A 26,108-nucleotide genomic window follows, 5' to 3' on the forward strand; every position below is an offset into this window, starting at 1 on the left:
AAAAGTTGCATGTTTACCACCCATGGCCATGTCATCTACTACAGAACGTAGCATGAAGCTCTTAATTACGGGGTCGATCTCTGCGATAATCTCATTAGTCTGTTTTATTGAGGGGAGAAGAATTGGAACAAAAGGGATTGCAGCGTTGATAAACGCTTTAGGCAGAGGGGTTAACCATTTGTGAGGGCTGTGTGTTTAACATGACTCAATCAAGGAAAGTTTTCTGCTACTTGAGATTGATAACTGCACCGATCGTGGTATCATTAAATATATTTAAACATCTAAAGAACCCCTATCCGATGCCACCGTAGGTGTACTATGGTTAGGATGATAAGTACGCTGTCACTTCTTGCTGTTTTAGCGCTCCTTGCTTTCTACCTAAGAGCACCTCGAGCTGAACAGGTAGATCATCACGGCAATATGGTCGATGTAGCATGTCCTACCTCAGGATGTCTCCTCTGTCACGATGGATCAATTGCCAAATCAGTCTCCAACTGTGTCGGAGTCAGATGCAATCTCAGTATTAATTCCCATCCTGTCGAAAGAACTTATCCGGCAAAAGATTCATTTGTTAACTATGGAGATGTTTTGAGAAGTGGGATTAATCTCAATGATGGCAAAGTTAACTGTATTTCCTGCCATGACCTGAGGAATCAAGAACAAAGACATCTCGTGGTAAATGGTAATTTATGTTTCAAGTGCCATATAAAATAAACACCAACCATGGGGAGTTAAGCCCCCCCTGGATACAAATTACATTAGCGTGATGCACTGTCTTGCTTGCCACAAGGATTTATTGAAGGCGTCACGGAACCTTTCCCGTAAGGATCCCCGCGCCGTTTGGCAGATCGATATCCAGCCGTTTCAGGTCGACCAAGCCGGCCGTTGCCATCATCTCCAGCAGTTCCCCCTCGGAATAGGCCTGGCCCGACTCTGTTCCGATCAGCATGTTTAGTGAAAAAAGTGCCGGAAAAACCGGGGCATCCTTCGAATTATTGAGGATGAACTCCTGCACCATCAGCACTCCACCGGGCTCAAGGGCTGCCACCACTTTTTTTAGAAGTTGCGCGCATTCTTTCGGGCCTTCGCCATGAAGGATGTGCGACAGCCAGGCAGCATCAAACGATCCCAAGACGGCACCAGCCATAAAATCGCCATCCTCGAATGTCACCCGCTGCTCCAAACCAAAACGGGCAATGGTCTGTTCCGCGAACTTCCGGGTAGTAGGGAGATCGTAGACTACCGCTGCAAGCTGCTGATAGTGCCTGCAAAAATGAACGGCATAGGTTCCGGGTCCGCCGCCAAGATCAAGCAGCTTCTTCCGCCCTGCCAGGTCAAGATGCGGAACAATCTTCGGTGCCACCATCATGGCCAGATTGAACATCCCCATCTCGAAACACTCGCGCACTTTGTCATCATCGGCGTGAGACACACGGCTGCGTACCGGTTGACCATTCCTGACCGCCTCATCAAGGAGGTTCCAGCCAGCCATCAGGTGATGATGATGCTGGATGATATAACCGAGGTATGCTGGCGAATTATGAGAAAGAAACTCAACGGCAAATGGGGTTGACTGATAGAGATCGCCGCTCTTTTCCAAAAGATTGAGGCTGGCAAGGGCGTCAAGCAGCATCCCCAAGCCACGAAGATTTAGATCCAGCTTCTTGGCAAGCTCGGCCGCAGTTGCCCCCTCATCTGAAAGCGCTGTGAAGATATCGAGCTTTACCCCGGCATGCAGCGCACAACTGCTCCAGTAACCGCCTGAAAGCTGCAACAGGGTTGCCGGACTCCATTTTTGCGTTTCCATAAAACCTCCTTGCGGGGATATCAACTACAAGCAGTATCATGCAATGGCCCGGATTGTCTAGACCGGACCGCGTCAACATCGAAATGCGCAACGCCCCAGGCCAACAGTTCACCCGGTGCTGCCGACAGCATGGATAGTGGCGGGTTTTGTCCCAGGAAAGCGAGCGCTTTATGGATCAGCCTTACTCCTGTCTGGTGGATTCTGTCGCCCAAAGCGAGAGACACGGTATTGTCCCGTTTGGAAAGCTTCTCGCCTCCGGGCCCGGTAACCAGGGGCAAATGGGCGTAGTCTGGAACGGAAAACCGGAGAAGGTCCAAGAGATGGAGCTGGCGTGGAGTTGATGAGAGCAGGTCAGCACCCCGGACCACCTGGTTTACCCCCTGCAGCGCATCATCGACAACAACGGCAAGCTGGTAAGCAAACAGCCCATCGCTGCGTTTGATGACAAAATCGCCGCAGAGCGACGGCAGATGGAAGCGTTGCGGGCCAAGGATCAGGTCATCAAAGCAGATTAGCGCTTCCGATCCCCTGACCCGCCAGGCCCGCGCAGACTTCCCGGCTGGCAAACCATTGCGGCAGATTCCGGGATAAACCGTCTCACCATCGCCGTCATGAGGCGCGGTCGAAGCCCTGGCGATCTCGGCCCGCGAGCAGCCGCAGGGATAAGCAGCGCCGCTGGTTATGAGACGATCCAGCGCCTCCTGATAGGCCTCGCCCCGCTCACTCTGCCGGACCACCTCACCATCCCATTCAAACCCGAGCGATTCCAGGGTCCGCAAGATATCTTCGCTACACCCGGGAATCACGCGGGGCGTGTCCAAGTCCTCCATCCGCACCAGCCAGCGCCCCCCTTCTTGCCTGGCCATGGCGTAACTGCCGACCGCAGCAACCAGGGAACCGATATGCAGCGGCCCGGTAGGAGACGGCGCAAAGCGTCCGACGATCATTCAGGGAGAAACGAGCAGCAGTAATCGGAAACCGTGGCCACCTTCATGGTGAACGCCGAGTTTGACGGCACCTGGAATGACTCGCCGCCTGTGACCGCTTTCCAGTCGCCGCTGTCGCCAACCCGGTACTGGAGATCGCCGGCCAAGATCTCCATGATTTCAGCAACGCCGGTATTGAAGGTATATTCACCTGGCAACATGATGCCGAGGGTCTTCTTGGTTCCATCGCCAAACTGGACGGTACGGCTGGTAACTGCACCATCAAAGTAGATATTGGCCTTCTTTACAACCGTAACATTAGTAAACTGGTCCATTGCAATTCTCCTTGTTGTAGATTAATTGGTAATGCCCTCAAACAGCTATTTCTCCCCAAGAATGCGCTTGATCCGCTCGGGAGTCTCCGGATGGGTAGAGAACAGCTCCAGCAGACTCCAGCGTCTCCCGCTCCCCTTCTCTCCAGCCTTCTTGTCATGTTCTGCCTGCAAACGCGCTAAGGTATCAGCATAGACCTGGGGCGGGATACTAGCCATTTTCAGGAAAGCGACTGCCGCATCGTCGGCCTCGTTTTCAAATTCCCGTGAATAACCAGCATCAATAAGGGCTGTCGGCAATGTTGCCGCGAGAGAAGTTATCGAGGTGATATCTCCAGTCAGGGCCGCTATGAGCAGGCCGGTTCCGGTGCTTTGCAGCACCTGGCGCAAGGCATGACGAGACCGTTCGTGGGCTGCTTCATGGGCCAAAACCCCGATCAGCTGATCTTTACCAACGGCCAGTTCAACCATGGCATCCGTGACCACAATGGTCCCGCCAGGCAGCGCAAAGGCATTGGCGCCAACACTGGGAGCGCTACGCAGTTCGACCCGGTACTGTTTAGCCGCCGGCAATTTTGCCTGCAAATCGCGGAAAACCGCTTTTGCCTGACGTTGTCGCTCTTCAGGCAGGGCGCTGGGCTTCATCAGATACTTATCGAGGAAAGCCAGTGACTCTTTGCCCAATGCAGCTTCTGATGCAGCCGGGATTGCGAGTGCTACATGCTTGGCAATGGCCGGAACCGCGAATCTGATGAAGCAGACCACCACTGCCAGCGTCAGCACCAGAGCCAGGGTCGCCAGCGGCAGAGACCGTTCCCAGCGGTAGAGCAGACGGTGCAGCCGCCCGCCATCAACCCCGAGAAGTTGTTCCAGCTGTGCGTCTGTGGTCAATTCACAGAGTGCGCCATTGGCAAAGCGGATGGAACGGCGGCCACCGCCAACCTTTGGGGAAAGCCTGGCCGAATCAGCAGGGAGCCTGAGATCAAGACCGTCACCACGAATTTTCAGGTCAGTGCCGTCACGCTCAAGGGTAACCAGGCGACCGGCAGAACTCCGACCGTCGTAATAATAGCCGCGGAAGGTGCTCATAAACCGATATCAATCCCGAACATATCGCCAATCTCCTCGCCGGCCGGGCCGACACCGGTGTGCCCCCAACCAAGGAAACCTTCCATGTCGTCACCCAGAGCAACCGCCAGGTTCTCCATCTTGTAGCGGGTTATCCGGATCGAGGCCCACGGCACCAGCAGCCCGAAGGAAAAAAGGATCGCTATGGCACTGGAGAGATAAAGCCATGCCATATCCCTCACCCTCAGGGTGCTGATAAAGTGGCTCTTACTGATCCGAGTGGCGTTCCAGGTAAGATTGGTCAGGCTCGTTCTGATGTAAATGACAAAATAGAGGTACATCAGGTTGAATGATAAAAAGGTTACCACCATAACCGCGGCAACTGCCTTGGCAGAGACGTTACCACTGCTCTCCCCGATATCCCTGAACAGAGGCAGGAACTCGGACCAGGCTGCTGAAAAAAGCCCCAGAAAGGCCACAACTGCAATGACGATCAGGATGAACCAGGCAATGGCCTTGATAAAGAGAACATAGAACTCCTTTGCCGAGGCAGCAAAGGCGAATCGGGTCCGGCCATAGCCGCTGTTCTCAACGAAAAACTTCCTCTGTCGGTATACCATGTACGGAAAAATCAAGCCAAGGGTAAACGGGATGAGCATCGGCAATCCGGCAAATACCAGGTAGGCCTCGCGGTAATCGGGATTAAAGGTGAACCGGATGTTGCGATGATCCGAGTTGCGCAGATTGAAGGCACGAGAGCGCACGATCAGCCATGGCATCCCCAGAAAGAACAGCAGGCCAAGAACAGAGGTCAGCACCGGGCTGACCTTGTTGCCGATCGAATACAGAAGAAAGAAGACCGCAGCAATCAGCCATCCTCTGAACAGGATTTTAGGATCGGCCAGGTAATCAAACGCGGCTTTCCCCAAGAAGGTATTGCCATAAAAGTACTGCCGTTTGCGGACCTTGGCCCAAGCGGAATAGACTCCGAGGGTTAGTATCTTCAACAGGGTATTGACGATCCAGATGCCGAAATACTCTTTGGCATTTCCAGTGAACGAGAGCTTGATCTTGCGCTGACTCTGGGGCGGAACATCGGGTATCCTGCCATCGGAAAGACTGTCCGAGAGGACCGGTGACGGTAGAGGCTCTGTGGCCTCCGCTGCCAATGACGGTGCAGCGACAGTCGCCTCGGCAAGTGTGAATTTCTGGCGGCATTGCGGACAAGTCGCAGTAACAACGCCGGCCGGTATGGCTGAATCATCGATCTCGCGGCTGAAAGAGCAATGAGGGCAGGTGATCTTTAGTATAGGCATGCAATTCTCACGGAGTAACAGTAACTTGAAATTTGAGGTTATTCAGGCAACTCCGGCCAGTTCCAGCCGGCCGCCCCAGCGCCGGGCCAGCTCTTCCCTGATGGCAGCATGATGCGGCTGCTTCAGCCCTGGGTCCTGCTCAACCAGGGTGAACGCCTCCTTACGGGCCTCTTCCAGAATTCGACCGTCGCGCAGAATGTTGGCCACGCGAAAATCCGGAAGCCCTGCCTGGCGTGTGCCGAGAAAATCACCGGGGCCGCGGATCTCAAGATCAGCCTCGGCTATCCTGAAGCCGTCATTGGTCGACTCCATGACCCTGAGCCGTTTTTCGCCGTCTTCGGACAACCTGCCCGAAGTAAGCAGGAAACATTTTGACTTGGCGCTGCCCCGCCCTACCCTGCCGCGCAGCTGATGGAGCTGCGACAGGCCGAACCGCTCGGCATGCTCGATCACCATGATTGTGGCGTTGGGGACATCGATACCTACCTCAATGACGGTGGTCGCCACCAGGATCTCGGTCTCCTGCGCCTTGAAGGAGCGCATCACAGCCTCCTTCTCCTCCGGTTTCATCCGGCCATGGAGCAGCCCCACCTTCAAGTCGGGAAAGATATCGTTCTGCAGATGCTCGGCCATCTGGCTGGCAGCCTTGAGTTCGGACTTTTCCGTCTCCTCCACCAAAGGGTAAATCAGATAAGCCTGACGACCGTTGTTTACCTCTTCCCGGATCGCGGCATAGACCTGCGACCGCCTGGACTCGAACACCAGCCTGGTCTCGATCGGGGTCCGGCCAGGCGGGAGTTCGTCGATCACCGAGAGCGACAGGTCACCGAATACCGTCATTGCCAGAGTTCGCGGGATCGGCGTGGCAGTCATCACCAGGATATCAGGGTTCTCCCCTTTCTTCCTGAGGATGCCGCGCTGCAGCACGCCAAAGCGGTGCTGTTCATCGACAATGCCCATTCCCAACCGGTGGAACTCGACCTTGTCCTGGATCACCGCATGCGTACCGATCACGATCTGCGCCGAACCATCGGCAATACTGGCCAGAGCCGCAGTGCGCGCCTTCCCCTTGAACGAGGAGGTCAACAGCACCACCGATACCCCCAGCAGTTCGCACCAGCGGTGGATATTCAAGAAATGCTGCTCTGCCAGAATTTCCGTCGGCGCCATGATCGCCACCTGATAGCCGTTTTCAACCGCTACCAGTGCCGCCATCAGCGCCACCAGTGTCTTGCCGCTGCCGACATCACCCTGCACCAGCCGGTGCATCGGATGCGGCGTCATCATATCTTCCTTGATCTCGGTGAGAACCCGTCGCTGTGCCGTGGTAAGCTGGAAAGGGAGCATCTGCAGCAGTGGTTTCGTGTATTTGTGGGTAACAGAGAAGCCGATCCCCTCTTCAATCACCACACCCTGCCTTTTGAGGGCCATCCCCAGTTCAAGGTAAAAGAACTCGTCAAACACCAGGGTCCGGTGCGCCTGGAAATCGCCCCGGTTGAGGACCGTGATATCGGTGACACTTTCCGGGAAATGGACCTCGGCCAGGGCGTCAGGGATCGGCAACAGCTTATGCCGGTGCCTGAGATCAGGCGGCAGGTGGTCCGAGATGAACCCAACAAACCGCTCCACCACCTCTTTCAGAACCTTGCGCATTATCTTCTGCGACAGACCCTCGGTGAGAGGATACACCGGCACGATCCGGCCGAAACTCGCCGTATCGCGGGACAGCACAGCAGCAATCTCCTCTCCATCGGCCAGCCACTCAACCTCAGGATGGTGGACCTCACGTTGCAAGCCGTATTGCCCGACATGGCCGGTAAAGATACCGCGACGCCCAATCCTCCAGGTCCTCTTCATGAATACCGGGTTGAAATTGAACCATTTAAGGTGAATGACGCCACTCGTGTCCTTGAGCAGCACTTCGAAGTAGCGCCGGCCACCTTTGGTGGTCTGAGGCTCAGCAGCTGCCACCTCCCCCTGAAACACCTGGGTCGAGCCAAGGGCCAGCCGGGCAATCGGCACAATCGTGCTTCGGTCCTCGTACCGGTTCGGCAGAAGATAAAGGGCATCCTCAACAGTGTTGATCCCTTTGCGAGCCAAGGTTTCGGCCAGTTTCGGCCCGATACCCTTGATAAACTGCATCGAGGTAGCAAGGTTCTTCTTGGTGATGGCTTCTTTCAGGCTGGCTTGTGGCGGTTCCGCAACTGCCGGAACCGGTGTGAGCAGCAGTCGCCCCTCCTGGTCGACATCCGCTGTCAGGGAGTCTCCCGGCGAAAGCCCCAGTTTTTCGGCAAGGTCTGCGGGAAGGTCCAGCGACAAGTTTTCTTTCAGTTTGATAATGGTCATGGAGAAAGGCTCGAATGATGCCCTTGGATATTATCATTCATCCCCGGAATATCCAGCAAAAAAGCACTTGGTGGCGCCTCTGACGACTTGGCCAGCAACAACGGCCAGAGGATATGGCAGAATCGAGTACCACAATTTCTGTTGTTACATCCTTTAGAGTGCATTGATTATTCGTGCAGGGTCTCGTAGATGGCGTTGAAAATCCGCTCGATACGGAAAAAAGTCTCAAGCACTGCGGGATCGAAATGACTGCGGGGTATTATGCGTTCATCACCTTCATGAAATATCCGGATGACTTCTGCGTGGGAATATGCGCCTTTATAGCTGCGCCTGGACCTCAGGGCATCATAGACATCGGCCAGCTTTGCGATCCTGCCGGGAAGCGGGATTGACTCCCCCTTCAAGCCAAAGGGATAACCGCTGCCGTCCCAGTTTTCGTGATGGGCTATGGCGATCTCCCGCGCCACCTGCAGCCGCTGGCTGTCGCCAAGGATTCGCTCGCCGAAAGCGGGATGCTGGCGGATCAGCTCCAGCTCTCCTTGATCCAACGCCCCTTTTTTCAACAGGATCGAACTGGGAATCTTGATCTTGCCGACATCATGCATCTGGGCTGAGTAGGAGATGGTTTCGACCAGTGAGTCGGGCAGACCCATGTTGGCAGCAAGGGCACCGGCGTAGCGATTGACCCGCTTGATATGGTTGCCGGTATCCTCTTCGGCTGCTTCACAGGCCCTGGCCAGCGCTTCTATGGTGTAGATGAACGCCTGCTCGGTTTCCCGCACCTCATTGGAAAGGGTCACCAGAGAGGCAATAACAACCGACAGCCCCCGCAGCACGGTTGCATCATAGCTGGAAGCACTTCCCGGGTAGTTGAAGGCGCTGATCACCCCTTGCTGCTCCCCGGTAATCCGACAGGTGATGAAATTCTGAATCGGGCCATGGACGTAACGGCGCACCGCCTGGGGAAACTGCTCCTGAAACGCCTCCACCGAGGCACACTGCTCGGCCCAGTTGACCGCCAAGACATCATCCTGGGCCTCGGTCAACACCATACCGGAGCCATACGCTGATGCCAGGTCAATGACGACTTCATCAGACCGCTCCACCAGTTCATGCTCCACCAGATGAAATACCCGGCCGCGAGCCGCAGCCATGCCCCGGTCCAGAAACAAGATCATGATACAGGCCGGACCTCGCCGCCCGCGACCGCCAAGGATCTTGCCCAACGCCTCGACATACAGCTCGCTGCCGCTGAACCTGCGGCAGCAGATCCGTTTCAGTTCAGTTTCAGTGAGCCGGAGCAACTCCTGCGACTGTTGCAGGGCCATTTCGCACGATTCGTTTGCCATGAATCCAGCCTTATCCGGTTCAAGCCACAGTCATAGAGGCATAACCGACAACCTGCCGAAAATCGCCAGTGACATCGCCGCTGGTTGCATACTTCACGAGATTTACCTTGCTTGCCCCGAGTGCTTGCGCCGCTACCAGCAGCACCGTTGCCGGCACCACACCGCACATGGTTATCCGCTTGGCCCGGCAGACATCGAGCAGCCCCTGGGGATCAAGAGCGAGGGCCCGGTCAATCGCCATTTCATCCTTTACCTTGGCGCTATCAGCGGATTCGTAATGGGTCATGTCCGAGCTGGCGACAATCAGAACCGGTTTACCGTATTCCCTGACCGCCTGGCTAATCCCAGCGCCCAATTCCTGGCAAGAGCTGTAGTTGCCGAAACCGAGACATATCGGCACAATGGCAACATCGGGACGACGGTATTGGAGAAAAGGGAGCTGGACTTCCAGAGAGTGTTCATAGAGATGGGCGGTGGCGTCCTCCTCGACCAGAGAGGCGTAACGTCTGACAAGGGCAGCAAGGCGCTGCTCTATCGGCACAGCTCCAAGGGGGGTAAGCCATTCACCGCCAGGATACAGAGCGGCAGCAGCGCCGACTCCGTGGTGATTGGGGCCGAGAATTATTACCGCGCCAGGGATGTCAATGGCACCGTAGACCGCTCCGGCCACGGCGCCGGAATAAACGTAACCGGCATGCGGCGAGATGATGCCAATGACAGTTTCAGGCTCAGCAGAGGCGGGTATCAAAGCGCTAAGCTCCCGCCGGAGGCTGGCAGGATCACCGGGGTAAAACTGGTTAGCTACGGCAGGCTGACGGATCATGACCCCTCACAGTACCGGAACGGATCCGGCAGGTTGCAGTTCTATCCGTTCAGATTACTACACCTGGGGAGCTTTTCAAGATTCCGGCTCTCCGGCGAGCAGGGGCTGCACAAAGGGGGCTGACAATGAAGGATCGAGCGGCAGTTCGCCCTGTTCCTCATAGACCGGCAGTTCGGCAAGATCCTGAATCTCCCTGAGGGTCGGCAGGGCATTGAGATTCTTGAGATTAAAGGTTTCGAGGAATTCCCTGGTGGTGCCGTACACGATCGGCCGGCCCGGAACATCTTTTTTGCCGAGAATCCGGATCAGCTTCCTCTCCAGCAGGGTCTTGACGACACCGCCGCAGTCAACACCCCTGAGATACTCGATTTCAGCCCGGGTCACCGGTTGGCGGTAGGCGATTATTGCCAGGCTTTCAAGAGCCGATTGGCTGAATTTGGAGGGACGGCTCCTTTGCAGGCGGCGCATGACCTCCGCATGCTCCGGCCGGGTGCGAAACTGGTAGCCACCAGCCACTTCGGCAAGGACGATCCCCCTGGCATTCCGCTCGCATTCAAGACGCAGTTCGTCCAGGGCAGCGATAAGCTCCTGCTTTTCAAACTCGTGCAAAATCGAGACAAGCCGGTCCATGGATAATGGTCCGTCAGCCACGAAGAGCAAACCTTCAAGCAAAGCTTTACAATCAAGGCTCGACATAGTCAATTTCACCAGACATCTGTTCAGTGCCGCGCATCAACAGGATTGATCCGAACGGCGCACCTTGGGCCACTCTGACACTCTTGAGACGACAGAGTTCAAGCAACGCCAGAAAGGTTGCAATAACCAGTTCACGGGAGAGCGGCTCATCGGCGAAGAGGTCCTCGAAGAGCACCGACCCTGACTGGTCGATCATGTCGAGAATCCGGCCGATGCGCTCGGCAACGCTGATGGTTTCGCTGATGACATCATGAAAATGCTCGAAAGGGACCTTTGACAGAACCTGGCGGAAGGCCTCAACCAGGTCGAACAGCGCCAATTCCAGCGGCTGGTCGTCTTCCTTCTCCTCAAGTTCATCCGGAAACGGCATGCTGCGCGCAAACAGGTCACGCCCCAACAGCTCGCGGGCCCCAAGCACTGCGGCGGCATCTTTGTACCGCTGATACTCCATGAGCCGCTTGATAAGCTCGGCCCTGGGATCCAGTTCCTCAACTTCACCGGCTTCGTCCTCTTCAGTTGCCGGCAGAAGCATCCGGGACTTGATCTGCAGGAGGGTTGACGCCATTACCAGGAACTCCCCGGCGATCTCCAGGTTCAGCTCCTTCATCAATTCCAGGTATTCCAGGTATTGTCGGGTAATAGTGGCGATCGGAATGTCGCAAATCTCGACCTCGTTCTTCTTGATCAAATGAAGAAGCAGGTCGAGAGGTCCCTCGAACGATTCCACCCGTACCGTATAAGCGGAATACTGCTGGGGATCGAAAAGCAATTGGTTGGCAGAACCAGGCATGCTCAGAATTTCAAGGCGGCTCTGACCTCGGCCAGTATCTTGCCGGACTCTTCGCTTGCCCGACGGCTACCCTCTTCGAGGATTTCATCAACCAGGCCGGGCTTGGCGGCAAGCTCCTGCCTCTTTTCGCGGAACGGGGCCAGACGCTCTACCATGAACTCAGCAAGGATCTTTTTGCACTCTACGCAGCCGATTGCAGCAGAACGGCAGGCGGGCATGATCTCATCGAGCTTGTCCTGGGGCACATAGATCCGGTGGAGATTGAAAGCAACGCAATGATCCGGTTCGCCCGGATCAGCCCGCCTGACCCGGTCGGTATCGGTTACCATGGACATGACCTTTTTGCGGGTCGTCTCAGCATCATCCGACAGATAAATGGAGTTGCCGTAAGACTTGCTCATCTTCCTGCCGTCAAGGCCAAGCAGCTTGGGAGTTTCGGTGAGCAGCGCTTCCGGCTCCGGGAACACCGGAGAATAGAGATGATTGAATCTCCTGGCGATCTCACGGGTTATCTCCAGGTGCGGTATCTGGTCATGACCGACCGGGACCCGGGTTGCCTTGTAAAGGATGATATCTGCGGCCATCAGCACCGGATATCCCAGGAATCCGAAGGTGGAAAGATCCCGCTGCTCAAGGTTTTCCTGCATTTCCTTATAGGTCGGGTTCCGCTCCAGCCAGGAGACCGGGGTAATCATCCCGAGGATCAGGCTCAGCTCGGCATGATGAGGCACCATGCTCTGCTCGAAAATGACACATTTGGCAGGATCAAGGCCGAATGCCAGCCAATCGAGCACCATGTCCCTGGTATTTTCACGAATTGCCGAGGTATCGGCATATTCGGTGGTCAGTGAATGCCAGTCTGCCGCGAAAAAGAAACAGTCATACTCTTCCTGCAGCTTGAGCCAGTTGTCCAGCACGCCATGAAAGTGTCCCAGGTGAAGCTTTCCTGTCGGTCTCATGCCGCTTACTACCCTGTTTCTACCCATCTACAACCTCCATAACCGGTCACTTCATCAAAAGAGAAGTTACCCCGAAGACCACACCGCTGTGCGGGCCCGCCAGGAGCCTGATCCCCAGGCCGAGTGCCGGTGAAATAATGTAACTGAACATGTTGGTGAAAAAAACCAGCACAATGATCAAGATCATGCCGTAAGGTTCGATGCGTGACCAGAATATGGCCTGCTTATAGGGGAGCAGTCCCACAGCAACCCTACCACCATCAAGAGGCGGCACCGGGATAAGATTGAAGATCGCCAGCAAGAGATTGACGTACACGGAAAAAGCCAGCATCAGGATCATCGGCTCAAAAAAATAAGCCATGCCGGCAGTCTGACCACCTAGAGAGATAATCAGCCTCATGAGCATAGCCGAGACAAAGGCGATGCAGAAATTTGTGATCGGACCGGCAGCCGCAACCCAGATCATGTCGCGTTTCGGGTTCCTCAGGTTGTTGAAGTTGACCGGCACCGGCTTGGCCCAACCGATGCCGATAATAAAGATCATCAAGGTACCGATGATATCCAGGTGATTGAACGGGTTGAGCGTCAACCGTCCCTGCGACTTTGCCGTGCCGTCTCCAAAACGATAGGCCACGAAGCCGTGAGAAACCTCATGACAGGTAATAGCCATCAGAGCCGGCACCAGCATGATCGAAAGTTTGAAAAAAAATTGTTCCAAAAAGGTCCCTATGTGCGGCAGATTCAAGTCAAGCCTGCCATTTCTAGCAGAAAGAGGTGGCAATGTCAATTTAGACCGGCCGCCAATAAAAAAGACCCGGCAGTTGCTGACAAGCTGCCGGGCCTTTCATGTCACGCTTGAGTGAAACTGGGATTAAATATCGTAGTAAAGGGCGAACTCAAGCGGTACCGGACGCATACGAACCGGGTTGACTTCGGCCTCTGTCTTGTACTCAATCCACTTCTCAATAACGTCAGGAGTGAAAACGTCCCCTTTGAGGAGGAATTCATGGTCTTCCTTGAGGCAGTTGAGCGCCTCTTCCAGGCTGCCCGGAGCTGAAGGGATATCTTTGAGCTCTTCGGGTGAAAGGCCGTAGATGTCCTTGTCGAGCGGCTGCCCCGGATCGATCTTGTTCTCGATACCGTCAAGACCAGCCATGAGCATGGCGGCAAAGGCAAGGTAACCGTTGCATGAAGGGTCCGGAGTACGGTACTCGACACGCTTGGCCTTCGGATTGGATGACATCATCGGAATCCGGAGTGAAGCAGAACGGTTACGGCTTGAGTATGCCATGTTAACCGGGGCTTCGAAGCCCGGAACAAGACGCTTGTAGGAGTTGGTAGTCGGGTTGGTGATGGCGCAAAGTGCCTTGGCATGCTTGATGATGCCGCCGATGTACCAGAGTGCCATCTGGGAAAGCCCGCCGTATTTGTCGCCAGCGAAGAGGTTGGTGCCGTTTTTCCAGATCGACTGGTGGCAGTGCATCCCGGAACCGTTGTCGCCGTAGAGTGGCTTCGGCATGAAAGTTACGGTCTTGCCGTTTCTGTTGGCAACGTTCTTGATGACATATTTGAACCACTGAAGCTGGTCTGCCATGTCAACGAGAGAGGAGAAACGCATATCGATTTCTGCCTGGCCGCCGGTGGCAACTTCGTGGTGCTGGCACTCAACGCGGATGCCCACTTTCTGGAGCTCGAGAACCATCTCGTTACGGAGATCGTTCTGTGAGTCGGTCGGGGAAACCGGGAAGTATCCTTCTTTGTGGCGCGGCTTGTAACCAAGGTTCGGAAACTCTTCGCGGCCTGAGTTCCAGGTCCCTTCTACAGAGTCAACCATGTAGAATGACTGGTTGGAGCTGGAATCATAACGCACTTCGTCAAAGATGAAGAATTCGGCCTCAGGACCAAAGAAAGCGGTATCGCCGATACCGGTTGATTTGAGGTAAGCCTCAGCCTTACGGGCGATGTTACGCGGATCTCGGCTGTAATCTTCCTTGGTGATCGGATCGAATATGTTGCAGATCAGGGACAAGGTCGGAACGGCAATGAACGGATCCATCTTGGCAGAGGTGGGATCAGGGAGAAGAATCATGTCAGAAGCATGAATCGGCTGCCAACCACGAATGGAAGAGCCATCAAACCCCTGGCCTTCTTCAAAGGTGTCTTCGCTGAATTCAGTCATCGGTACCGATACGTGCTGCCAAGTCCCTACAAAATCCATGAACTTGTAATCAACCATCAATGCGCCATTTTCTTTGGCAAACTCTACGACTTGTTTCGGTGTCATCAACAATCTCCTTTCGCTGTGTTAAGCTGAATTTATTATCAGAGTGCATCCTCACCGCGCTCACCGGTGCGGATTCGGACAACTTCTTCGACAGGTGTGACAAAAATCTTGCCATCACCGATGCGGCCTGTTTTGGCAGCCTGCTCTATGGTTTCGACAACCTTGGAAACAATGTCATCAGATACGATTATCTCCATCTTGATCTTCGGGATGAAGTCAACCACATACTCGGCACCCCTGTAAAGTTCGGTGTGCCCTTTCTGGCGTCCGAACCCCTTGATCTCACTGACCGTTATCCCCTGGATACCGATCTCGTTGAGAGCGTCCTTTACTTCGTCCAGCTTGAATGGCTTTATAATGGCTTCTACTTTTTTCAAAGTCGATCACCCCCATGCAGAATATTGATTAATGGTTAGTCATTGTACTTCAGAAGTCAGCCTGCGTCAAAACCAGATGAGGAAGATAGCACAGATTCAGCAATAAATCTGCCAAAGCAGACAACAAAAATATCCCACAGAATTTCAACCCGTTACAAGTCACAGTGTTTTGCCGCTCAAACCCGTCCGCAAATCAGCACAAAAACAAGGCACTCGCAATCCAGCAATCGCCTCTTTTTTCAGCACTCAGCGGATACAAATTGCAGCAATGAATGGAGCATGGAGGTTTTGTCAAGCTGTACCCCACTCTTTGCCCCAGCAGCAACAGCTCTGGCAAAAATGGCATCTAGTTCCAGTGGCCGCTGCTCCTCCCGGTCAATCAGCATTGAGGGGCGGTAGGGCCCCATGCCGTCGGAAAAAACCAGCATTTTTTCGGCAAATTCAGCTGGAATAGGTTCCTGCAACCCTTGGGCATTGGCTGCAGCAATAACCTCAAGCATGATATCCCTGACCAGTGAGCGGGTTGCAGCATTGGTCAAGAGACGATCTACCGGGGCATTGAGCAGTGTGCACAGCCCGTTGAACGGGATGTTCCAGACCAGTTTCTGCCAACGGGCACTCTTGAGGTCCCGCACCTGCCGACAATCAACGCCAGCAGCGCGGAACATCACAGCAACTTCGGTCAGCAGAGATTCAGGAGCATCAGCAAAGCAGCCCAGTTCGATGCGTCCGGCTCCTAAATGGTGGACGGTCCCGGGTTCGCCACGGTTCGCGCAGAGAAAGGCAACCCCGCCGAGAATCCGATACGAGCCAAACAGCTCTGCCAACAGTTCTTCATTGCCGAGTCCATTCTGCAGGGTCAGGATGTAGGTTTTATCACCCACAAGCGGCGCAATCAATTCTTGATAGCTGTCATTGGCAAAGGTCTTGAGCCCGACCAGCACCAGCTCGGTCTCACCGATCTCTTCCGGGCGAAGCGCCGCCGAAACCTTGTCCAGCTTGAAATCACCGTTTATTGACCTGACTGTCAGGCCAGAGGCAGAAACTGCCTCGTAATCGCGCCTCAGCAAAAATGTTACTTCATTGCCAGCGCGTTGTAGTAGCGCCCCATAATACAGCCCAAGCGCTCCCGAACCAACAACTGCAATGCGCATTGCTCCGCGTCTCCTCAAGATTATGGTATTTCAACCGATAAAAGTGTACAGTTCGGAATAATTTATTATGAAACCATCCATCATTGTCATATTGCTGCTGACGACGCTTCTTACTGCCTCTACCGGGTGGGGAGACATTTACCGGCACGACGATGGCAGTGATACCATCTCCTTCACCGATGCTCCGCATGACAGCCGTTATACACTTATCATGCGCGACCGTCAGCCTAAAATCACCAAAAGCAACAAAACGAGTATCCGCCCGACAGTCGCCAAAACAGAAAGCGCGGCAGCGAGATCAGCTAGTCAGGAGCCTTCGCTGGCCAATGAGCTTCCCCTGCAGGGAGTTATAACATCCACCACCGGCTACCGCAATGATCCGTTTGACGGCAAACTGAAGCATCACAACGGCATGGACATTGCCGCACCATCCGGCACTCCGGTGAAACCGGTCGCACCAGGGACTGTCGTATTCAGCGGCTGGCGCAACGGTTACGGTAACTCGGTAATCATCGAGCACGACGATAGCATGGTTACGATCTATGCCCATCACAGCAGCAACCAGGTATCTGAGGGGGCCACAGTCGACCGCTCCACGGTTATCGCGCTTTCCGGCTCCACCGGTCGCTCCACCGGTCCCCACCTCCACTTCGAGGCATGGCGAAACGGCGAAAACATCACCCCCACATTTCTTCCCGCAGGAACTCAACAGCACCAAGCAGTTGCTGCCGCACCGGTACGCCGCTATCTGCAGCCCGACGGCACCATCCTGTTCACTAACCTCCGCTAGCTCCTATCTGCTTCCAGCCTTGGTAGTTCTCCGCGTCGGCACGGCGCTCCAGGGGTCATCCGGCCACGGATGCTTCGGATATCTCCCTTTAAGCTCCTTCTTTACCTGGGGATAGGTGGTCTCCCAGAAGCTACGGAGATCCCGGGTCACCTGTATCGGACGTTGTGCCGGTGACAACAAATGAAGGACTACCGGCACCCTTCCCCAGGCAATTGACGGGGTCTCGGCCAAACCAAACATCTCTTGGAGCTTGACTGACACAAACGGCGTACCGTCGCCGTAATCGACTCGCAGCCGCGAGCCACTCGGAACGGTAAGATGGGTCGGCGCACCCTCATCAATCTGACGCAGCTGTTCCCAAGGGAAAAACGACTGCAGCAAGGCCAGCATATCAAGCCGCTTGAACTCTGCTACCGACCTCATCCCGGTAACTGCCGGCATTAGCCACTCCGCAAGAGACGTGAGCAGCGCTGCATTGGAAATATCCGGAAAACCGCAGTCAGGCGCGGCCTGCGCAAGAAACTCCACCCGCGACTGGAACTGGCGGGCCGCTGCAGTCCATGGCAGGAGGCCGAGGTCCTGGTAGTCGTGTAATGCCGTCATCAGGGCATTAACAACCTCTTTATCCTCCGGGGCAGAACTTCTTATGGAAAGTTGCAATGCCCCGAACCGCTCCGCAACAGTGGTAACCACCCTGCCACCATCCCGGTCCCAGACAGATTCGCGTTGTACCGTTATCTGCTCGGGGAAAAGGCAGCGAATCTGGTCCAGGGTCACGGCTGATGCCCCATGAATAGAACCTTCCTTGCCAGGGCTGCCCAAAACCTCGACCGCCACGACAAACTGCCGGTTAATAACCGCTGATCCTAGACCCAACCTGGCGCCACTACCATTCGCCAACAGGTAGCGATCAGAGTCATGCTCTCTCTGCATGGCTATCCGATCAGGGAAGGCCTTTATCAGAAGCTGGGGAATCTTTTCCAATAACAAGGAGTGACCGTCACGACTCGTATCAACCAGTTTTTTCAGCTTTGCAGCAACCCTGTCAACCTGCCTGCAGGCAGCAGCATCCAATTCCCGCGAATAACCGCTCCCGGAACGCCATTCATCAAGGGCTTCCAGGCGATCGGAATAGTCGCAGCTGCTTTTGGGCCGGTCCTTGAGACAATCGCGACGGAAGATATCCCTCTCTGAAATAAGCGCTGCCAGGTCGCAGGCAAGACCACTACATTCCAGTGCTTCACCTGCGATCACCAGGCTGGCCAACCTGGGGTGAAGCGGGAGATTCGCCATTTTCCGTCCCAGCTGCGTAATCCGGTTACCGGGATCAAGTGCGCCTAAAATGCGAAGCAGCGACCGCGCCTCACCCAGCGGGCCGGCTTGCGGAGGATCCAGCCACGCCAGAGACAAAGGATCAACAACGCCCCAATTCGCCAATTCCAGGGCAAGAGACGCAAGATCGACCACCCTGATCTCAGGCAGGTTGTACGGGACAAGGGTTGCCTCGGTCGCAGGGCTCCAGAGCCGGTAGCAAATACCTGGGCCAATCCTGCCGCTCCTCCCGCTACGTTGTGCTGCCGAAGCAGCTGACACTCGGACGGTCTGCATCCTGTTGAGACCGGAGGCCGGATCAAAGCGGACTGTCCGCGTAAGACCGGCATCGACGACAACTGTGATCCCTTCGATGGTAAGGCTGGTTTCGGCAATATTGGTTGCCAGCACCACCTTTCTCTTTTGGGCCGGCATGATGGCTGCTTCCTGTTCAGCGAACGGAAGATCACCGTACAGTTGCGACACCATGACATCGGCCAAACCTGAGTCTTTGAGCAGAGTGCCGCAGCGTCTGATCTCAGCGGCACCGGGAAGAAATACCAGGATGTCGCCGGAGGTCTCCACCAAAGCCTTGGTGACGGCACCGGCTGCCGCTGCGGCAATATCTCCGGCAGGGTCTCCGAGGTAACGGATAACGACCGGATGGACCCGCCCTTCACAGGCAACGACCGGAACCTCTCCCAACACCCTGGAAACCGGGCCGGTTTCCAGGGTGGCAGACATTATAACTATTTTTAGATCAGGCCTGATCGACTTCTGGATATCAAGGCAGAGTGCCAAAGCCGTGTCGGCCTGTAGACTCCGTTCGTGAAACTCATCAAAGACCACCACCGACACACCTTCCAGTGCCGGATCAGTCTGCAACCTCCTGGTCAGCAGCCCTTCGGTAAGGACTTCAATCTTAGTTGCCGCTGAAACTTTCCGGTCAAAACGGATTGCATAGCCAACAGTATCTCCTAAACGCCCGCCAATGCTCTTTGCCAGCCAGGAGGCGGCATTAACCGCGGCCAGGCGCCGCGGCTCAAGCATTAAAATCTTGCCGGAGCTGCCAAGGGGAGCATTCAGAAGTGCCAGAGGCACACGGCTCGTCTTGCCGGAACCTGGCGGCGCCTGAAGTACCACTCCAGTGGAAGCAGTTAAAGATGCAATGAGTTCCGGGATGACCAGATCGACCGGCAGGGGTAGCATGTTCAGGTTGTAACGATGGTTTTGAAATCAGCGATTGTTAAATCCGCCAACGATGAAACAATCCGCGAGGCCTTGCTCAAATGATCTGCAGAATAGCTGTTGGTCACGGCAACAACCGGGATTCCCGCCCCAGAAGCAGAAACGATACCGGCAGGGGTGTCTTCTATGGCAACACAACAGGCAGCGGTTATCCCGCGATCAGGAAAGGCGGTAGCGAGCTTGCGCACCGCCAGGACATAACTGGCAGGGTCAGGCTTGCTGGCAGCAACCTCTTCGGCAGTGACCATGACCGTAAAGGCGTTTTCAATGGCAAGAATGCGGAGAATCGGCTCAATATCGCTCCGGAGAGCGCCACTGCAAATGGCCAGCGGCACCTCCGCAGACAGTGCAGAAATCAGGGCCACAACCCCTGGATATGCAGAGACCCCTTCTGTAACCACATCCTGGAACAGGCTGGCTTTAAGCGCTATCAGCTCTTCCAGGCCGGACTGGTCCAAAGACCGGCCACCAGCACGGAATGCCTCGATGAAGGCATCACGGTCATCGAACCCCATATAGCGATCAACATATTCCTGCCACGAATACCCAAGCCCCAGCGGTTCGAGCACAACCTGAAACGACCGGTAATGAAGCGGTTCGGTATCGACAATGACTCCGTCAAAATCAAAGATCACGGCCTTCAGGCAACGCTCTCCCATCAAAATCTCCCCACCAGCGCAACCATTGCCGATGAATCGGAGATCATCGGCGCCACGGCAATGCGCCTTGCTTGCGCTGTTGCATGATAATGTGTAACCACCCGACCGCAGAGTTCACCGATAGCAGCTCCCAACAAGACATCACTGGCCCAGTGCTTGTCCTGGTAGATCCGGGAGAAGCCGACAAATGTTGCTGCGGCATATGAGGCAAGTGCTGTCAGAGGGCTTTTGGAGGCTGAAGCCATAACCGATGCCATGGCAAACGAGCTTGCGGTGTGCATCGAAGGCAAGGAATCGTAATCAGTGCCAAACTGAAAAAGCCGATAACTACCCGAATCACGGGAAACGCCGGGCCGACCCCTGCCAATGGCCTGCTTGAGCAATAAAGTAGAAGCATCAGCAAGGATGGCTGCTTCGCCGAACATCTCGCCCAGTTCCTTGTATTTGGGTGAATCGCCAAGTAGTCCGCCGCCATAAACTGCAGCAGCAAAACCCAGATGAATAAAAGGATCGCCCAACAATGAACCGGCATCAGTCGCGCGATCGAGATTCCGCCCTTTGCGTGTCGCCACTTTATCGCGGATATCCTCATCATATTGGGTGGTCACCGCAACCGCACCGGCAACAAACATGGTAGCGAGCAGGCCCTTGTTTTCCATGCTTAACGGCGACCGGACAAGCTCTTTGGCCTCATCAACAAGACGCAGTGAGGCAGATGTAACCTCATCAACCGGCTGGAAGGCAAGCTCTGCAGCTCTGGAGTCAACAGAGACCCCGCAAATGGGTAAAATAATGGCAAGATACAACAGGGCACTGCCCGAACGCCCGGAGGCTTTACACTGCCTGGCCCAAAAGTAGCCCAAGGACACGATCAGGGCGCCGACCAGATTTGCCAATGAATCCATGATATCCGCAGAACGGTTGGCAGTAAGTACCCCCTGGGCGACCTCCATTCCGGCGCCAAAGCAGACCACGCCGATAAACACCGGCAAAATGCCAGGTTTGGGCCCAGGGAATGCCCTTAACAGGAGAAAAGTCAAAAGTGCATAGGCCGAGGCATGATGCAGCTTGTCCCAGCCAAGGACACTATTGGAAATCGTCGGCGGCGATGGGGTAAGAGACAGATAGATAATCGTCACCAACCAGCCGATGCAGAGGGACAGAGAGAACCATCTGCTATTGAGTAAGCTCAGCGTCCTATCACTAGCGTTAGGCTGGGAGTTCACGGTCATATTGATAAACCGCCTAACGCAAGCCGACAAGAACAGTGCCTGCGGTCAAAGCGACATTGGCCAATATTTGGGTTATGTCCTTGATTTCGCGAAGCCATGCCGTTCTCTCAAGCTTCTGCGGCACAACCAGGGTGTCACCCGGCTGAAGTGGCGTGGCCATGAAGCTGCCAAAGGTCCAGCTGCGGGATTCATCGTCCCACTTGATACCGAACGACGACTGCTGCCTGCTGAAGACCGACCCGTCGGCGCGGATGATGTACATCTCGCTCGACTCGGCATCGCGTGTCGAACCACCGGCCTTTTCCAGGTAGAAGGAAAGCTGCTCACCAGGCTTATGAATGAATGATGTCTGGTTGTAGACCTGCCCCATGATGTTTACCACACTCGATTTTGCCGGGATATCAAGCAAATCACCACCCTGGACCTCGACATCATTGGCACTGTTTTCGAACTCGCTGAGCTTGGCAAGCGCAATGACGATTCGACCTTCAGCCTTTAAAGTCTTCAGTTTTTCCAGGTTTTTCTGCAGCCCCTCAAGGGCGGCCTTGGTTGCATCGAGTTCCTCACGCGAAGCAGCGACAGAGGCAAGCTCCCCCTGTTTTTTCATGATGTCCTGCTCTGCTCTCTGGATGATCTCATCCATTCTCTTCTGCTGGTCGCGCTGAACAGATTTTCTGAAAAAACGGGCCCCTTTCAGGTACGCCTTGTCCGTGTAACCACCGGCGCGCTTCAGGATAGAACTGAGTTTTTCACCCTTTGACACCGAATAAACCCCTGGAAACCTGACCTCACCTTGAACATTTATCAGGCGATCGGAAGAGTCGAGCCACTCCTGAATCCCGCGCACAATAAACACGTCATCAGGCTTCAGCGTCAGGTTCTGGCTGGCATCACCGGCCATGGCCTTTGCCAGGTCGATATCAAGCCGCTCTACCTTTGCCATCCCCTTATCCATAAGAATGCGGGTAAGTTCGGCCTTTTCCATATAGGCGTTGCGCTTGAGGCTGCCGCTGGCCGCCACCAGGTCGCGGACCGTCATGTTAGGGTAGTAATCGTAGGTCCCTGGATTGACCACCATGCCATTGATGGATACTGTAGGCTTGTCCACCATCTCCAGCCGCGAGAAGACCTTTACCGTGTCCTGTTCATTGAGCAGGATATTTTCCTGGGCATCGCCGGAAAGCACCTTGCCGAGATTGAACACGACGGTTTCACGATGAAAATCGGGTGGAACCATCCGTAATACCTGGGCAGCATCCAGGTAGGCATCCGGCAGGATGGCTGTGAAGGACGGGATTAAGTCAGAAACGCGCATACCCTGCTTGAACTGATAGTCTCCAGGGCGGGCCACATTTCCCTGAAGTGAGACGACCTGGCGTAACGCCTTCATTACCGGAAAGACCTTGACCATGTCCCGGTCCATGATCTCAATAGCGGAGGCGCCAAGGTCACCGAGCTTCACATCGGAAACAACCCTACCGGATTTCTGATCGTAGCGTTCGACCTGGATCCGTCCGAGATCGCCGCTGGCCGAGGACCCGCCAGCCATGGCGAGCAGGTCGCCCAGAGTAGTCTTGTTCTTCAATTCGAAAATCGCCGGACGCTTTACTTCGCCAGCCACGGCCGCAACAGGGCCAATAACCGGCACAAAAACAGTATCGCCATTTTCCAGACGGATATCGGTGGACCGGTCACCGGAAAGGAACATATCGTAGAGATCGACCTGTTGCACAAGCTTTCCGGCCCTGGAAAGACGAATAGTCCTCAGGCTGCCACTCTTGGCAGGGCCACCGGCCAAGGACAGGGCATTGATGATGGTAGCAGTCGATGTTACCGAATATGCGCCGGGAGACTCTACTTCACCAACAACAAAAACCTGGATGGACTTGAGCCGTCCCAAAGAGACATTGAGTTCGTACCCTTTGTAGTAGCGGGAAATTGCCTTGGAGATGATCTCCTTGGCCTGGCCGAAACTGGCACCCCAGACCCGGACAGTGCCGACACGCGGCAGGGTCACTTCTCCGTTGCGGTCAACGACCAGATCGTACCGGCCCTGGACGGAGCCCCACAGATCAATTCTGAGCGAATCGCCAGGTCCGAGGACATAATCTGCACCGACCGGAGCATTATCCAGCGGCGTAGCCGCGGCAAGCGAGTTTTTAAAAAAATCATAGCCAAACTGCTTCAAAGTCCGGTTAAATGGTTCGGCCTCGACCTTGTCCTGAAGAGTGAATGTCTTGGTTGAAAAGGACTTTTCCAGAAGCGATCCCTGCTCTTCGTCCGCAACCGGAATCACGCTTTGCTCATTGGAAAAAAAGGTGATCTCCTGCTGGGCCGGTTCATCCAGCGGCATTAGTTCATTATTTTCAAGAGGAGACGGAGCTGTTCCCTGAACCTTGAAGTAGTAAATCTGGTTATTGCGCAGAAAGCGTAGCTTGTATTCCGTTACGGCGCCAATTTCCAGTTTCTTGTCATAACGCCCGGATTCTATACCGTAGAAAAGCGTATACCGAGGCCCCGGGTCACCAGGCTTCTGCGACAGGCCATTGACCTTCCAGGAGAGAGACACCATGCTATCGCCCGGAACCGCTTTCAGGATGATCTTTGGTTTTTTCTGCAGAGATTTCTGTGACAGATTGCTATCAACAGTGAGTTTATCGGTTTTTTGTGTCCGGAGAGCCCCAAACTGACCATCCAGAGGCAAGCCCTTTTGCGTGCGGGGAGAAGCTTGCAGCCCGTCAGCCGGCGAGCCGCTATTTTGAGCGCCGGTCAAAGGGGTTTCATTCCGGACTTCTCCAAGATAAACCCCCTGGTTCTCCGGGGCCTCCTGATCATCGAGCGAAGCCGATAATACCGGCGTCACAAGCAGCACAGACATAATCAACAGATATGCTATCAGTTTGAATCTCGCCATCGATTTCTCTCCTCGGAGTCTGCAGGTTTATCGATCCTGCAAAAACACCAACATTTCATAGCCAATGCAAAAAAAAACAGCAACCCTTTTTTCAAGAATTACTGTTTAAAATGGTGATCCCAAGGGGACTTGAACCCCTGTTACCGACGTGAAAGGCCGGTGTCCTAACCACTAGACGATGGGACCTGAAAAATGTATGCAAATCAATTGACTGGTATATAGGTCTCTTTAATTTTTTAATGGCTGGGGTGCGAGGATTCGAACCTCGGGATGACGGAGTCAGAGTCCGTTGCCTTACCGCTTGGCGACACCCCATCAAACCAAACGTTATTTATCAGAAAGATCTTTCGGGGTCAAGCTCTTTTCAGTGATCAAATTAATTTTTCAGCTGACCCGGGCAGCACCGGCCTCTATCGCCTTGACATTGGCGGGAATAAACCGGTGATTTCGTTCAGGAAGGGCATCTTTAAGGGCTTGTTCGAGGGTCGTGACGGCAATCGCCCCAGTTTTAGCCGCATAAGCCCCGGCAGCTACCATATTGACCATGCGCGGATCGCCAAGGCCGTTGGCAATCTCATTCATCGGAATCGCCAGCAGCTCCACATCGTTTCTGGTTAATGCCGTCGTATCCACTAAAGATGAATTGACGATGCAGACCCCGCCGGTGGCAACTTTCGGAAAATATTTATCAAAGGAGAGCTGGTTGAGCAGCACCGAGACTGAAGGGTTGCCAACAACCGGAGAGCCCACCTCTCCGTCGGCAATTATCACGGTGCACATTGCCGCTCCACCCCGCTTTTCCACACCATAGGCCGGAAAGAAAGAGACATTCTTCCCCTCCCTTATGGCAGCATAGGAAAGCAGGTTACCGGCCAGCAGTACGCCCTGGCCGCCAAAACCGGATATAAAGAGATCGTAACGCATTTATATTCTCCTACCTAGTGTTTGCCCTAATCCTGGCGATAACGAGGATCGCCCCTACAATTCCGAGCTGTTTTTGAAGACGCCGATCGGGAAGTAGGGGATAAGCTCCCCTGCTACCCGCTCATTGGCCTGGGTCGGGTTCATCCCCCAGTTGGTCGGACATGCCGAGAGCGCCTCAATAAAAGAAAAACCCTTGCCTTCGGCCTGATAACGAAACGCCTTGCTGATCTGCTTCCGGGCATCGATCAGGTTACGCGGATTATTGACCGCCACCCGGGCGCTGAAACCGACCCCCTCAAGGTTCGCCAGCAGTTCAGCCATCTTGAGCGGCGCACCGTCCTTGGACTGATTGCGGCCATAGGGCGAAGTGGAGGTTTTCTGGCCCACAAGCGTGGTCGGGGCCATCTGGCCGCCGGTCATACCGTAGGTGGTATTGTTGACGAATATGACGGTGATATCCTCGCCGCGGTTGGCTGCATGGATGATCTCAGAAGTGCCGATCGCAGCAAGGTCGCCATCCCCCTGATAGGTAAAGACTATGGATTCAGGCCTGGCCCGCTTGACCCCGGTGGCAACTGCCGATGCCCTGCCATGCGGCGACTCCACCACATCTATGTCAAAATAGCTGTAGAGGAACACCGAACACCCCACCGAAGCGCAGCCAATGGTCCGCTCACGCAAGTTGTGGTCGTCCAGCGCCTCGGCAACAATGCGATGGATAGTGCCATGCTGGCACCCGGGGCAGAAATGGGTCTGCACGTCAGCAAGAGAGACCGGCCTCTTAAAAACCTGTTGCATATCGA

22 protein-coding genes and 2 tRNA genes are annotated in these 26,108 nt (G+C 54.8%); 1 reads left to right on the forward strand and 23 read right to left on the reverse strand.

The genetic code is table 11. The features are described from left to right. Positions 1 to 805: 805 nt before the first annotated feature. From KI809_RS08540 to KI809_RS08610, 15 genes are all read right to left on the reverse strand, one after another. Positions 806 to 1,807 carry a methyltransferase gene (locus tag KI809_RS08540; RefSeq protein ID WP_214171131.1) on the reverse strand — a complete coding sequence of 334 codons (1,002 nt, stop codon included), beginning with the start codon at positions 1,805 to 1,807 and terminating at the stop codon, positions 806 to 808. A 20-nt stretch (positions 1,808 to 1,827) separates the two neighbouring features. Next, on the reverse strand, positions 1,828 to 2,754 hold the full coding sequence (gluQRS, locus tag KI809_RS08545; protein ID WP_214171132.1) for a tRNA glutamyl-Q(34) synthetase GluQRS: 927 nt from the start codon (positions 2,752 to 2,754) through the stop codon (positions 1,828 to 1,830). Continuing rightward, positions 2,751 to 3,068: a pyrimidine/purine nucleoside phosphorylase gene (gene ppnP / locus KI809_RS08550; RefSeq protein ID WP_214171133.1), complete on the reverse strand. Its 318-nt coding sequence runs from the start codon at positions 3,066 to 3,068 to the stop codon at positions 2,751 to 2,753. The genes gluQRS and ppnP overlap by 4 nt, the downstream gene beginning before the upstream one ends. Before the next feature lie 45 nt (positions 3,069 to 3,113). Then, entirely contained in the window at positions 3,114 to 4,154 is a 1,041-nt protein-coding gene (locus tag KI809_RS08555; RefSeq protein ID WP_214171134.1) for a M48 family metallopeptidase, read from the reverse strand. Then, positions 4,151 to 5,449 (reverse strand): DUF898 family protein, encoded by a 1,299-nt coding sequence (locus tag KI809_RS08560; protein ID WP_214171135.1) that lies wholly within the window; start codon positions 5,447 to 5,449, stop codon positions 4,151 to 4,153. Before KI809_RS08560 ends, KI809_RS08555 begins: the two co-directional genes overlap by 4 nt. Positions 5,450 to 5,491: 42 nt before the next feature. Continuing rightward, positions 5,492 to 7,795 carry an ATP-dependent DNA helicase RecG gene (gene recG / locus KI809_RS08565; RefSeq protein WP_214171136.1) on the reverse strand — a complete coding sequence of 768 codons (2,304 nt, stop codon included), beginning with the start codon at positions 7,793 to 7,795 and terminating at the stop codon, positions 5,492 to 5,494. A 167-nt stretch (positions 7,796 to 7,962) separates the two neighbouring features. After that, a complete protein-coding gene (locus KI809_RS08570) occupies positions 7,963 to 9,144 on the reverse strand; it encodes an HD-GYP domain-containing protein (RefSeq protein WP_214171137.1) in 1,182 nt (393 codons plus the stop codon). A 19-nt stretch (positions 9,145 to 9,163) separates the two neighbouring features. Beyond that, positions 9,164 to 9,967, reverse strand: coding sequence for an AmmeMemoRadiSam system protein B (gene amrB / locus KI809_RS08575; protein ID WP_214171138.1), 804 nt, complete (start codon positions 9,965 to 9,967; stop codon positions 9,164 to 9,166). A 75-nt stretch (positions 9,968 to 10,042) separates the two neighbouring features. Then, positions 10,043 to 10,663, reverse strand: a complete 621-nt coding sequence (scpB, locus tag KI809_RS08580; protein WP_214171139.1) for an SMC-Scp complex subunit ScpB — start codon at positions 10,661 to 10,663, stop codon at positions 10,043 to 10,045. Next, positions 10,650 to 11,453, reverse strand: coding sequence for a segregation and condensation protein A (locus tag KI809_RS08585; RefSeq protein ID WP_214171140.1), 804 nt, complete (start codon positions 11,451 to 11,453; stop codon positions 10,650 to 10,652). The genes scpB and KI809_RS08585 overlap by 14 nt, the downstream gene beginning before the upstream one ends. A gap of 2 nt (positions 11,454 to 11,455) precedes the next feature. After that, positions 11,456 to 12,439 carry a tryptophan--tRNA ligase gene (gene trpS / locus KI809_RS08590; RefSeq protein ID WP_214171141.1) on the reverse strand — a complete coding sequence of 328 codons (984 nt, stop codon included), beginning with the start codon at positions 12,437 to 12,439 and terminating at the stop codon, positions 11,456 to 11,458. Positions 12,440 to 12,458: 19 nt separating this feature from the next. Beyond that, positions 12,459 to 13,130 (reverse strand): site-2 protease family protein, encoded by a 672-nt coding sequence (locus KI809_RS08595; RefSeq protein WP_214171142.1) that lies wholly within the window; start codon positions 13,128 to 13,130, stop codon positions 12,459 to 12,461. A gap of 153 nt (positions 13,131 to 13,283) precedes the next feature. After that, positions 13,284 to 14,696, reverse strand: a complete 1,413-nt coding sequence (gene glnA / locus KI809_RS08600; RefSeq protein WP_214171143.1) for a type I glutamate--ammonia ligase — start codon at positions 14,694 to 14,696, stop codon at positions 13,284 to 13,286. A gap of 38 nt (positions 14,697 to 14,734) precedes the next feature. Then, positions 14,735 to 15,073, reverse strand: a complete 339-nt coding sequence (locus tag KI809_RS08605) for a P-II family nitrogen regulator (RefSeq protein WP_041972745.1) — start codon at positions 15,071 to 15,073, stop codon at positions 14,735 to 14,737. A 239-nt stretch (positions 15,074 to 15,312) separates the two neighbouring features. Beyond that, positions 15,313 to 16,227 carry a putative 2-dehydropantoate 2-reductase gene (locus tag KI809_RS08610; protein ID WP_214171144.1) on the reverse strand — a complete coding sequence of 305 codons (915 nt, stop codon included), beginning with the start codon at positions 16,225 to 16,227 and terminating at the stop codon, positions 15,313 to 15,315. A 67-nt stretch (positions 16,228 to 16,294) separates the two neighbouring features. On the opposite strand from KI809_RS08610, the gene KI809_RS08615 reads away from it, so the two are divergent. Further along, positions 16,295 to 17,017, forward strand: a complete 723-nt coding sequence (locus KI809_RS08615; protein WP_214171145.1) for a M23 family metallopeptidase — start codon at positions 16,295 to 16,297, stop codon at positions 17,015 to 17,017. 3 nt (positions 17,018 to 17,020) lie between these two features. On the opposite strand, the gene hrpB is transcribed toward KI809_RS08615, so the two are convergent. The 8 genes from hrpB to KI809_RS08655 all read right to left on the reverse strand — a co-directional run bounded on the left by hrpB (position 17,021) and on the right by KI809_RS08655 (position 26,103). Continuing rightward, positions 17,021 to 19,537, reverse strand: coding sequence for an ATP-dependent helicase HrpB (gene hrpB, locus KI809_RS08620; RefSeq protein WP_214171146.1), 2,517 nt, complete (start codon positions 19,535 to 19,537; stop codon positions 17,021 to 17,023). A 2-nt stretch (positions 19,538 to 19,539) separates the two neighbouring features. Further along, positions 19,540 to 20,235, reverse strand: a complete 696-nt coding sequence (locus tag KI809_RS08625) for an HAD family hydrolase (protein ID WP_214171147.1) — start codon at positions 20,233 to 20,235, stop codon at positions 19,540 to 19,542. Then, positions 20,235 to 21,467, reverse strand: a complete 1,233-nt coding sequence (locus KI809_RS08630) for a phosphatase PAP2 family protein (protein ID WP_214171148.1) — start codon at positions 21,465 to 21,467, stop codon at positions 20,235 to 20,237. The genes KI809_RS08625 and KI809_RS08630 overlap by 1 nt, the downstream gene beginning before the upstream one ends. Positions 21,468 to 21,480: 13 nt before the next feature. Further along, positions 21,481 to 24,381, reverse strand: a complete 2,901-nt coding sequence (locus tag KI809_RS08635) for an SLBB domain-containing protein (protein WP_214171149.1) — start codon at positions 24,379 to 24,381, stop codon at positions 21,481 to 21,483. A gap of 111 nt (positions 24,382 to 24,492) precedes the next feature. Then, positions 24,493 to 24,567 (reverse strand) — tRNA-Glu (locus tag KI809_RS08640). Positions 24,568 to 24,621: 54 nt separating this feature from the next. Continuing rightward, positions 24,622 to 24,696 (reverse strand) — tRNA-Gln (locus tag KI809_RS08645). 69 nt (positions 24,697 to 24,765) lie between these two features. Further along, complete coding sequence (locus KI809_RS08650) at positions 24,766 to 25,305, reverse strand: 2-oxoacid:ferredoxin oxidoreductase subunit gamma family protein (protein ID WP_214171150.1); 540 nt, start codon at positions 25,303 to 25,305, stop codon at positions 24,766 to 24,768. A gap of 54 nt (positions 25,306 to 25,359) precedes the next feature. Further along, positions 25,360 to 26,103, reverse strand: a complete 744-nt coding sequence (locus tag KI809_RS08655) for a thiamine pyrophosphate-dependent enzyme (protein WP_214171151.1) — start codon at positions 26,101 to 26,103, stop codon at positions 25,360 to 25,362. Between the last annotated feature and the right edge of the window lie 5 nt (positions 26,104 to 26,108).

It is taken from the genome of Geoanaerobacter pelophilus (assembly GCF_018476885.1).
In the GTDB taxonomy this organism is placed as follows: Bacteria; Desulfobacterota; Desulfuromonadia; order Geobacterales; family DSM-12255; genus Geoanaerobacter; species Geoanaerobacter pelophilus.

What these genes read in the sequence shown, in the direction of transcription:
- KI809_RS08540 (WP_214171131.1), bottom strand. Translation starts at nt 1,807, where the DNA reads ATGGAAACGCAAAAATGGAGTCCGGCAACCCTGTTGCAGCTTTCAGGC.
- gluQRS (WP_214171132.1), bottom strand. Translation starts at nt 2,754, where the DNA reads ATGATCGTCGGACGCTTTGCGCCGTCTCCTACCGGGCCGCTGCATATC.
- ppnP (WP_214171133.1), bottom strand. Translation starts at nt 3,068, where the DNA reads ATGGACCAGTTTACTAATGTTACGGTTGTAAAGAAGGCCAATATCTAC.
- KI809_RS08555 (WP_214171134.1), bottom strand. Translation starts at nt 4,154, where the DNA reads ATGAGCACCTTCCGCGGCTATTATTACGACGGTCGGAGTTCTGCCGGT.
- KI809_RS08560 (WP_214171135.1), bottom strand. Translation starts at nt 5,449, where the DNA reads ATGCCTATACTAAAGATCACCTGCCCTCATTGCTCTTTCAGCCGCGAG.
- recG (WP_214171136.1), bottom strand. Translation starts at nt 7,795, where the DNA reads ATGACCATTATCAAACTGAAAGAAAACTTGTCGCTGGACCTTCCCGCA.
- KI809_RS08570 (WP_214171137.1), bottom strand. Translation starts at nt 9,144, where the DNA reads ATGGCAAACGAATCGTGCGAAATGGCCCTGCAACAGTCGCAGGAGTTG.
- amrB (WP_214171138.1), bottom strand. Translation starts at nt 9,967, where the DNA reads ATGATCCGTCAGCCTGCCGTAGCTAACCAGTTTTACCCCGGTGATCCT.
- scpB (WP_214171139.1), bottom strand. Translation starts at nt 10,663, where the DNA reads ATGTCGAGCCTTGATTGTAAAGCTTTGCTTGAAGGTTTGCTCTTCGTG.
- KI809_RS08585 (WP_214171140.1), bottom strand. Translation starts at nt 11,453, where the DNA reads ATGCCTGGTTCTGCCAACCAATTGCTTTTCGATCCCCAGCAGTATTCC.
- trpS (WP_214171141.1), bottom strand. Translation starts at nt 12,439, where the DNA reads ATGGGTAGAAACAGGGTAGTAAGCGGCATGAGACCGACAGGAAAGCTT.
- glnA (WP_214171143.1), bottom strand. Translation starts at nt 14,696, where the DNA reads ATGACACCGAAACAAGTCGTAGAGTTTGCCAAAGAAAATGGCGCATTG.
- KI809_RS08610 (WP_214171144.1), bottom strand. Translation starts at nt 16,227, where the DNA reads ATGCGCATTGCAGTTGTTGGTTCGGGAGCGCTTGGGCTGTATTATGGG.
- KI809_RS08615 (WP_214171145.1), top strand. Translation starts at nt 16,295, where the DNA reads ATGAAACCATCCATCATTGTCATATTGCTGCTGACGACGCTTCTTACT.
- hrpB (WP_214171146.1), bottom strand. Translation starts at nt 19,537, where the DNA reads ATGCTACCCCTGCCGGTCGATCTGGTCATCCCGGAACTCATTGCATCT.
- KI809_RS08625 (WP_214171147.1), bottom strand. Translation starts at nt 20,235, where the DNA reads ATGGGAGAGCGTTGCCTGAAGGCCGTGATCTTTGATTTTGACGGAGTC.
- KI809_RS08630 (WP_214171148.1), bottom strand. Translation starts at nt 21,467, where the DNA reads ATGACCGTGAACTCCCAGCCTAACGCTAGTGATAGGACGCTGAGCTTA.
- KI809_RS08635 (WP_214171149.1), bottom strand. Translation starts at nt 24,381, where the DNA reads ATGGCGAGATTCAAACTGATAGCATATCTGTTGATTATGTCTGTGCTG.
- KI809_RS08650 (WP_214171150.1), bottom strand. Translation starts at nt 25,305, where the DNA reads ATGCGTTACGATCTCTTTATATCCGGTTTTGGCGGCCAGGGCGTACTG.
- KI809_RS08655 (WP_214171151.1), bottom strand. Translation starts at nt 26,103, where the DNA reads ATGCAACAGGTTTTTAAGAGGCCGGTCTCTCTTGCTGACGTGCAGACC.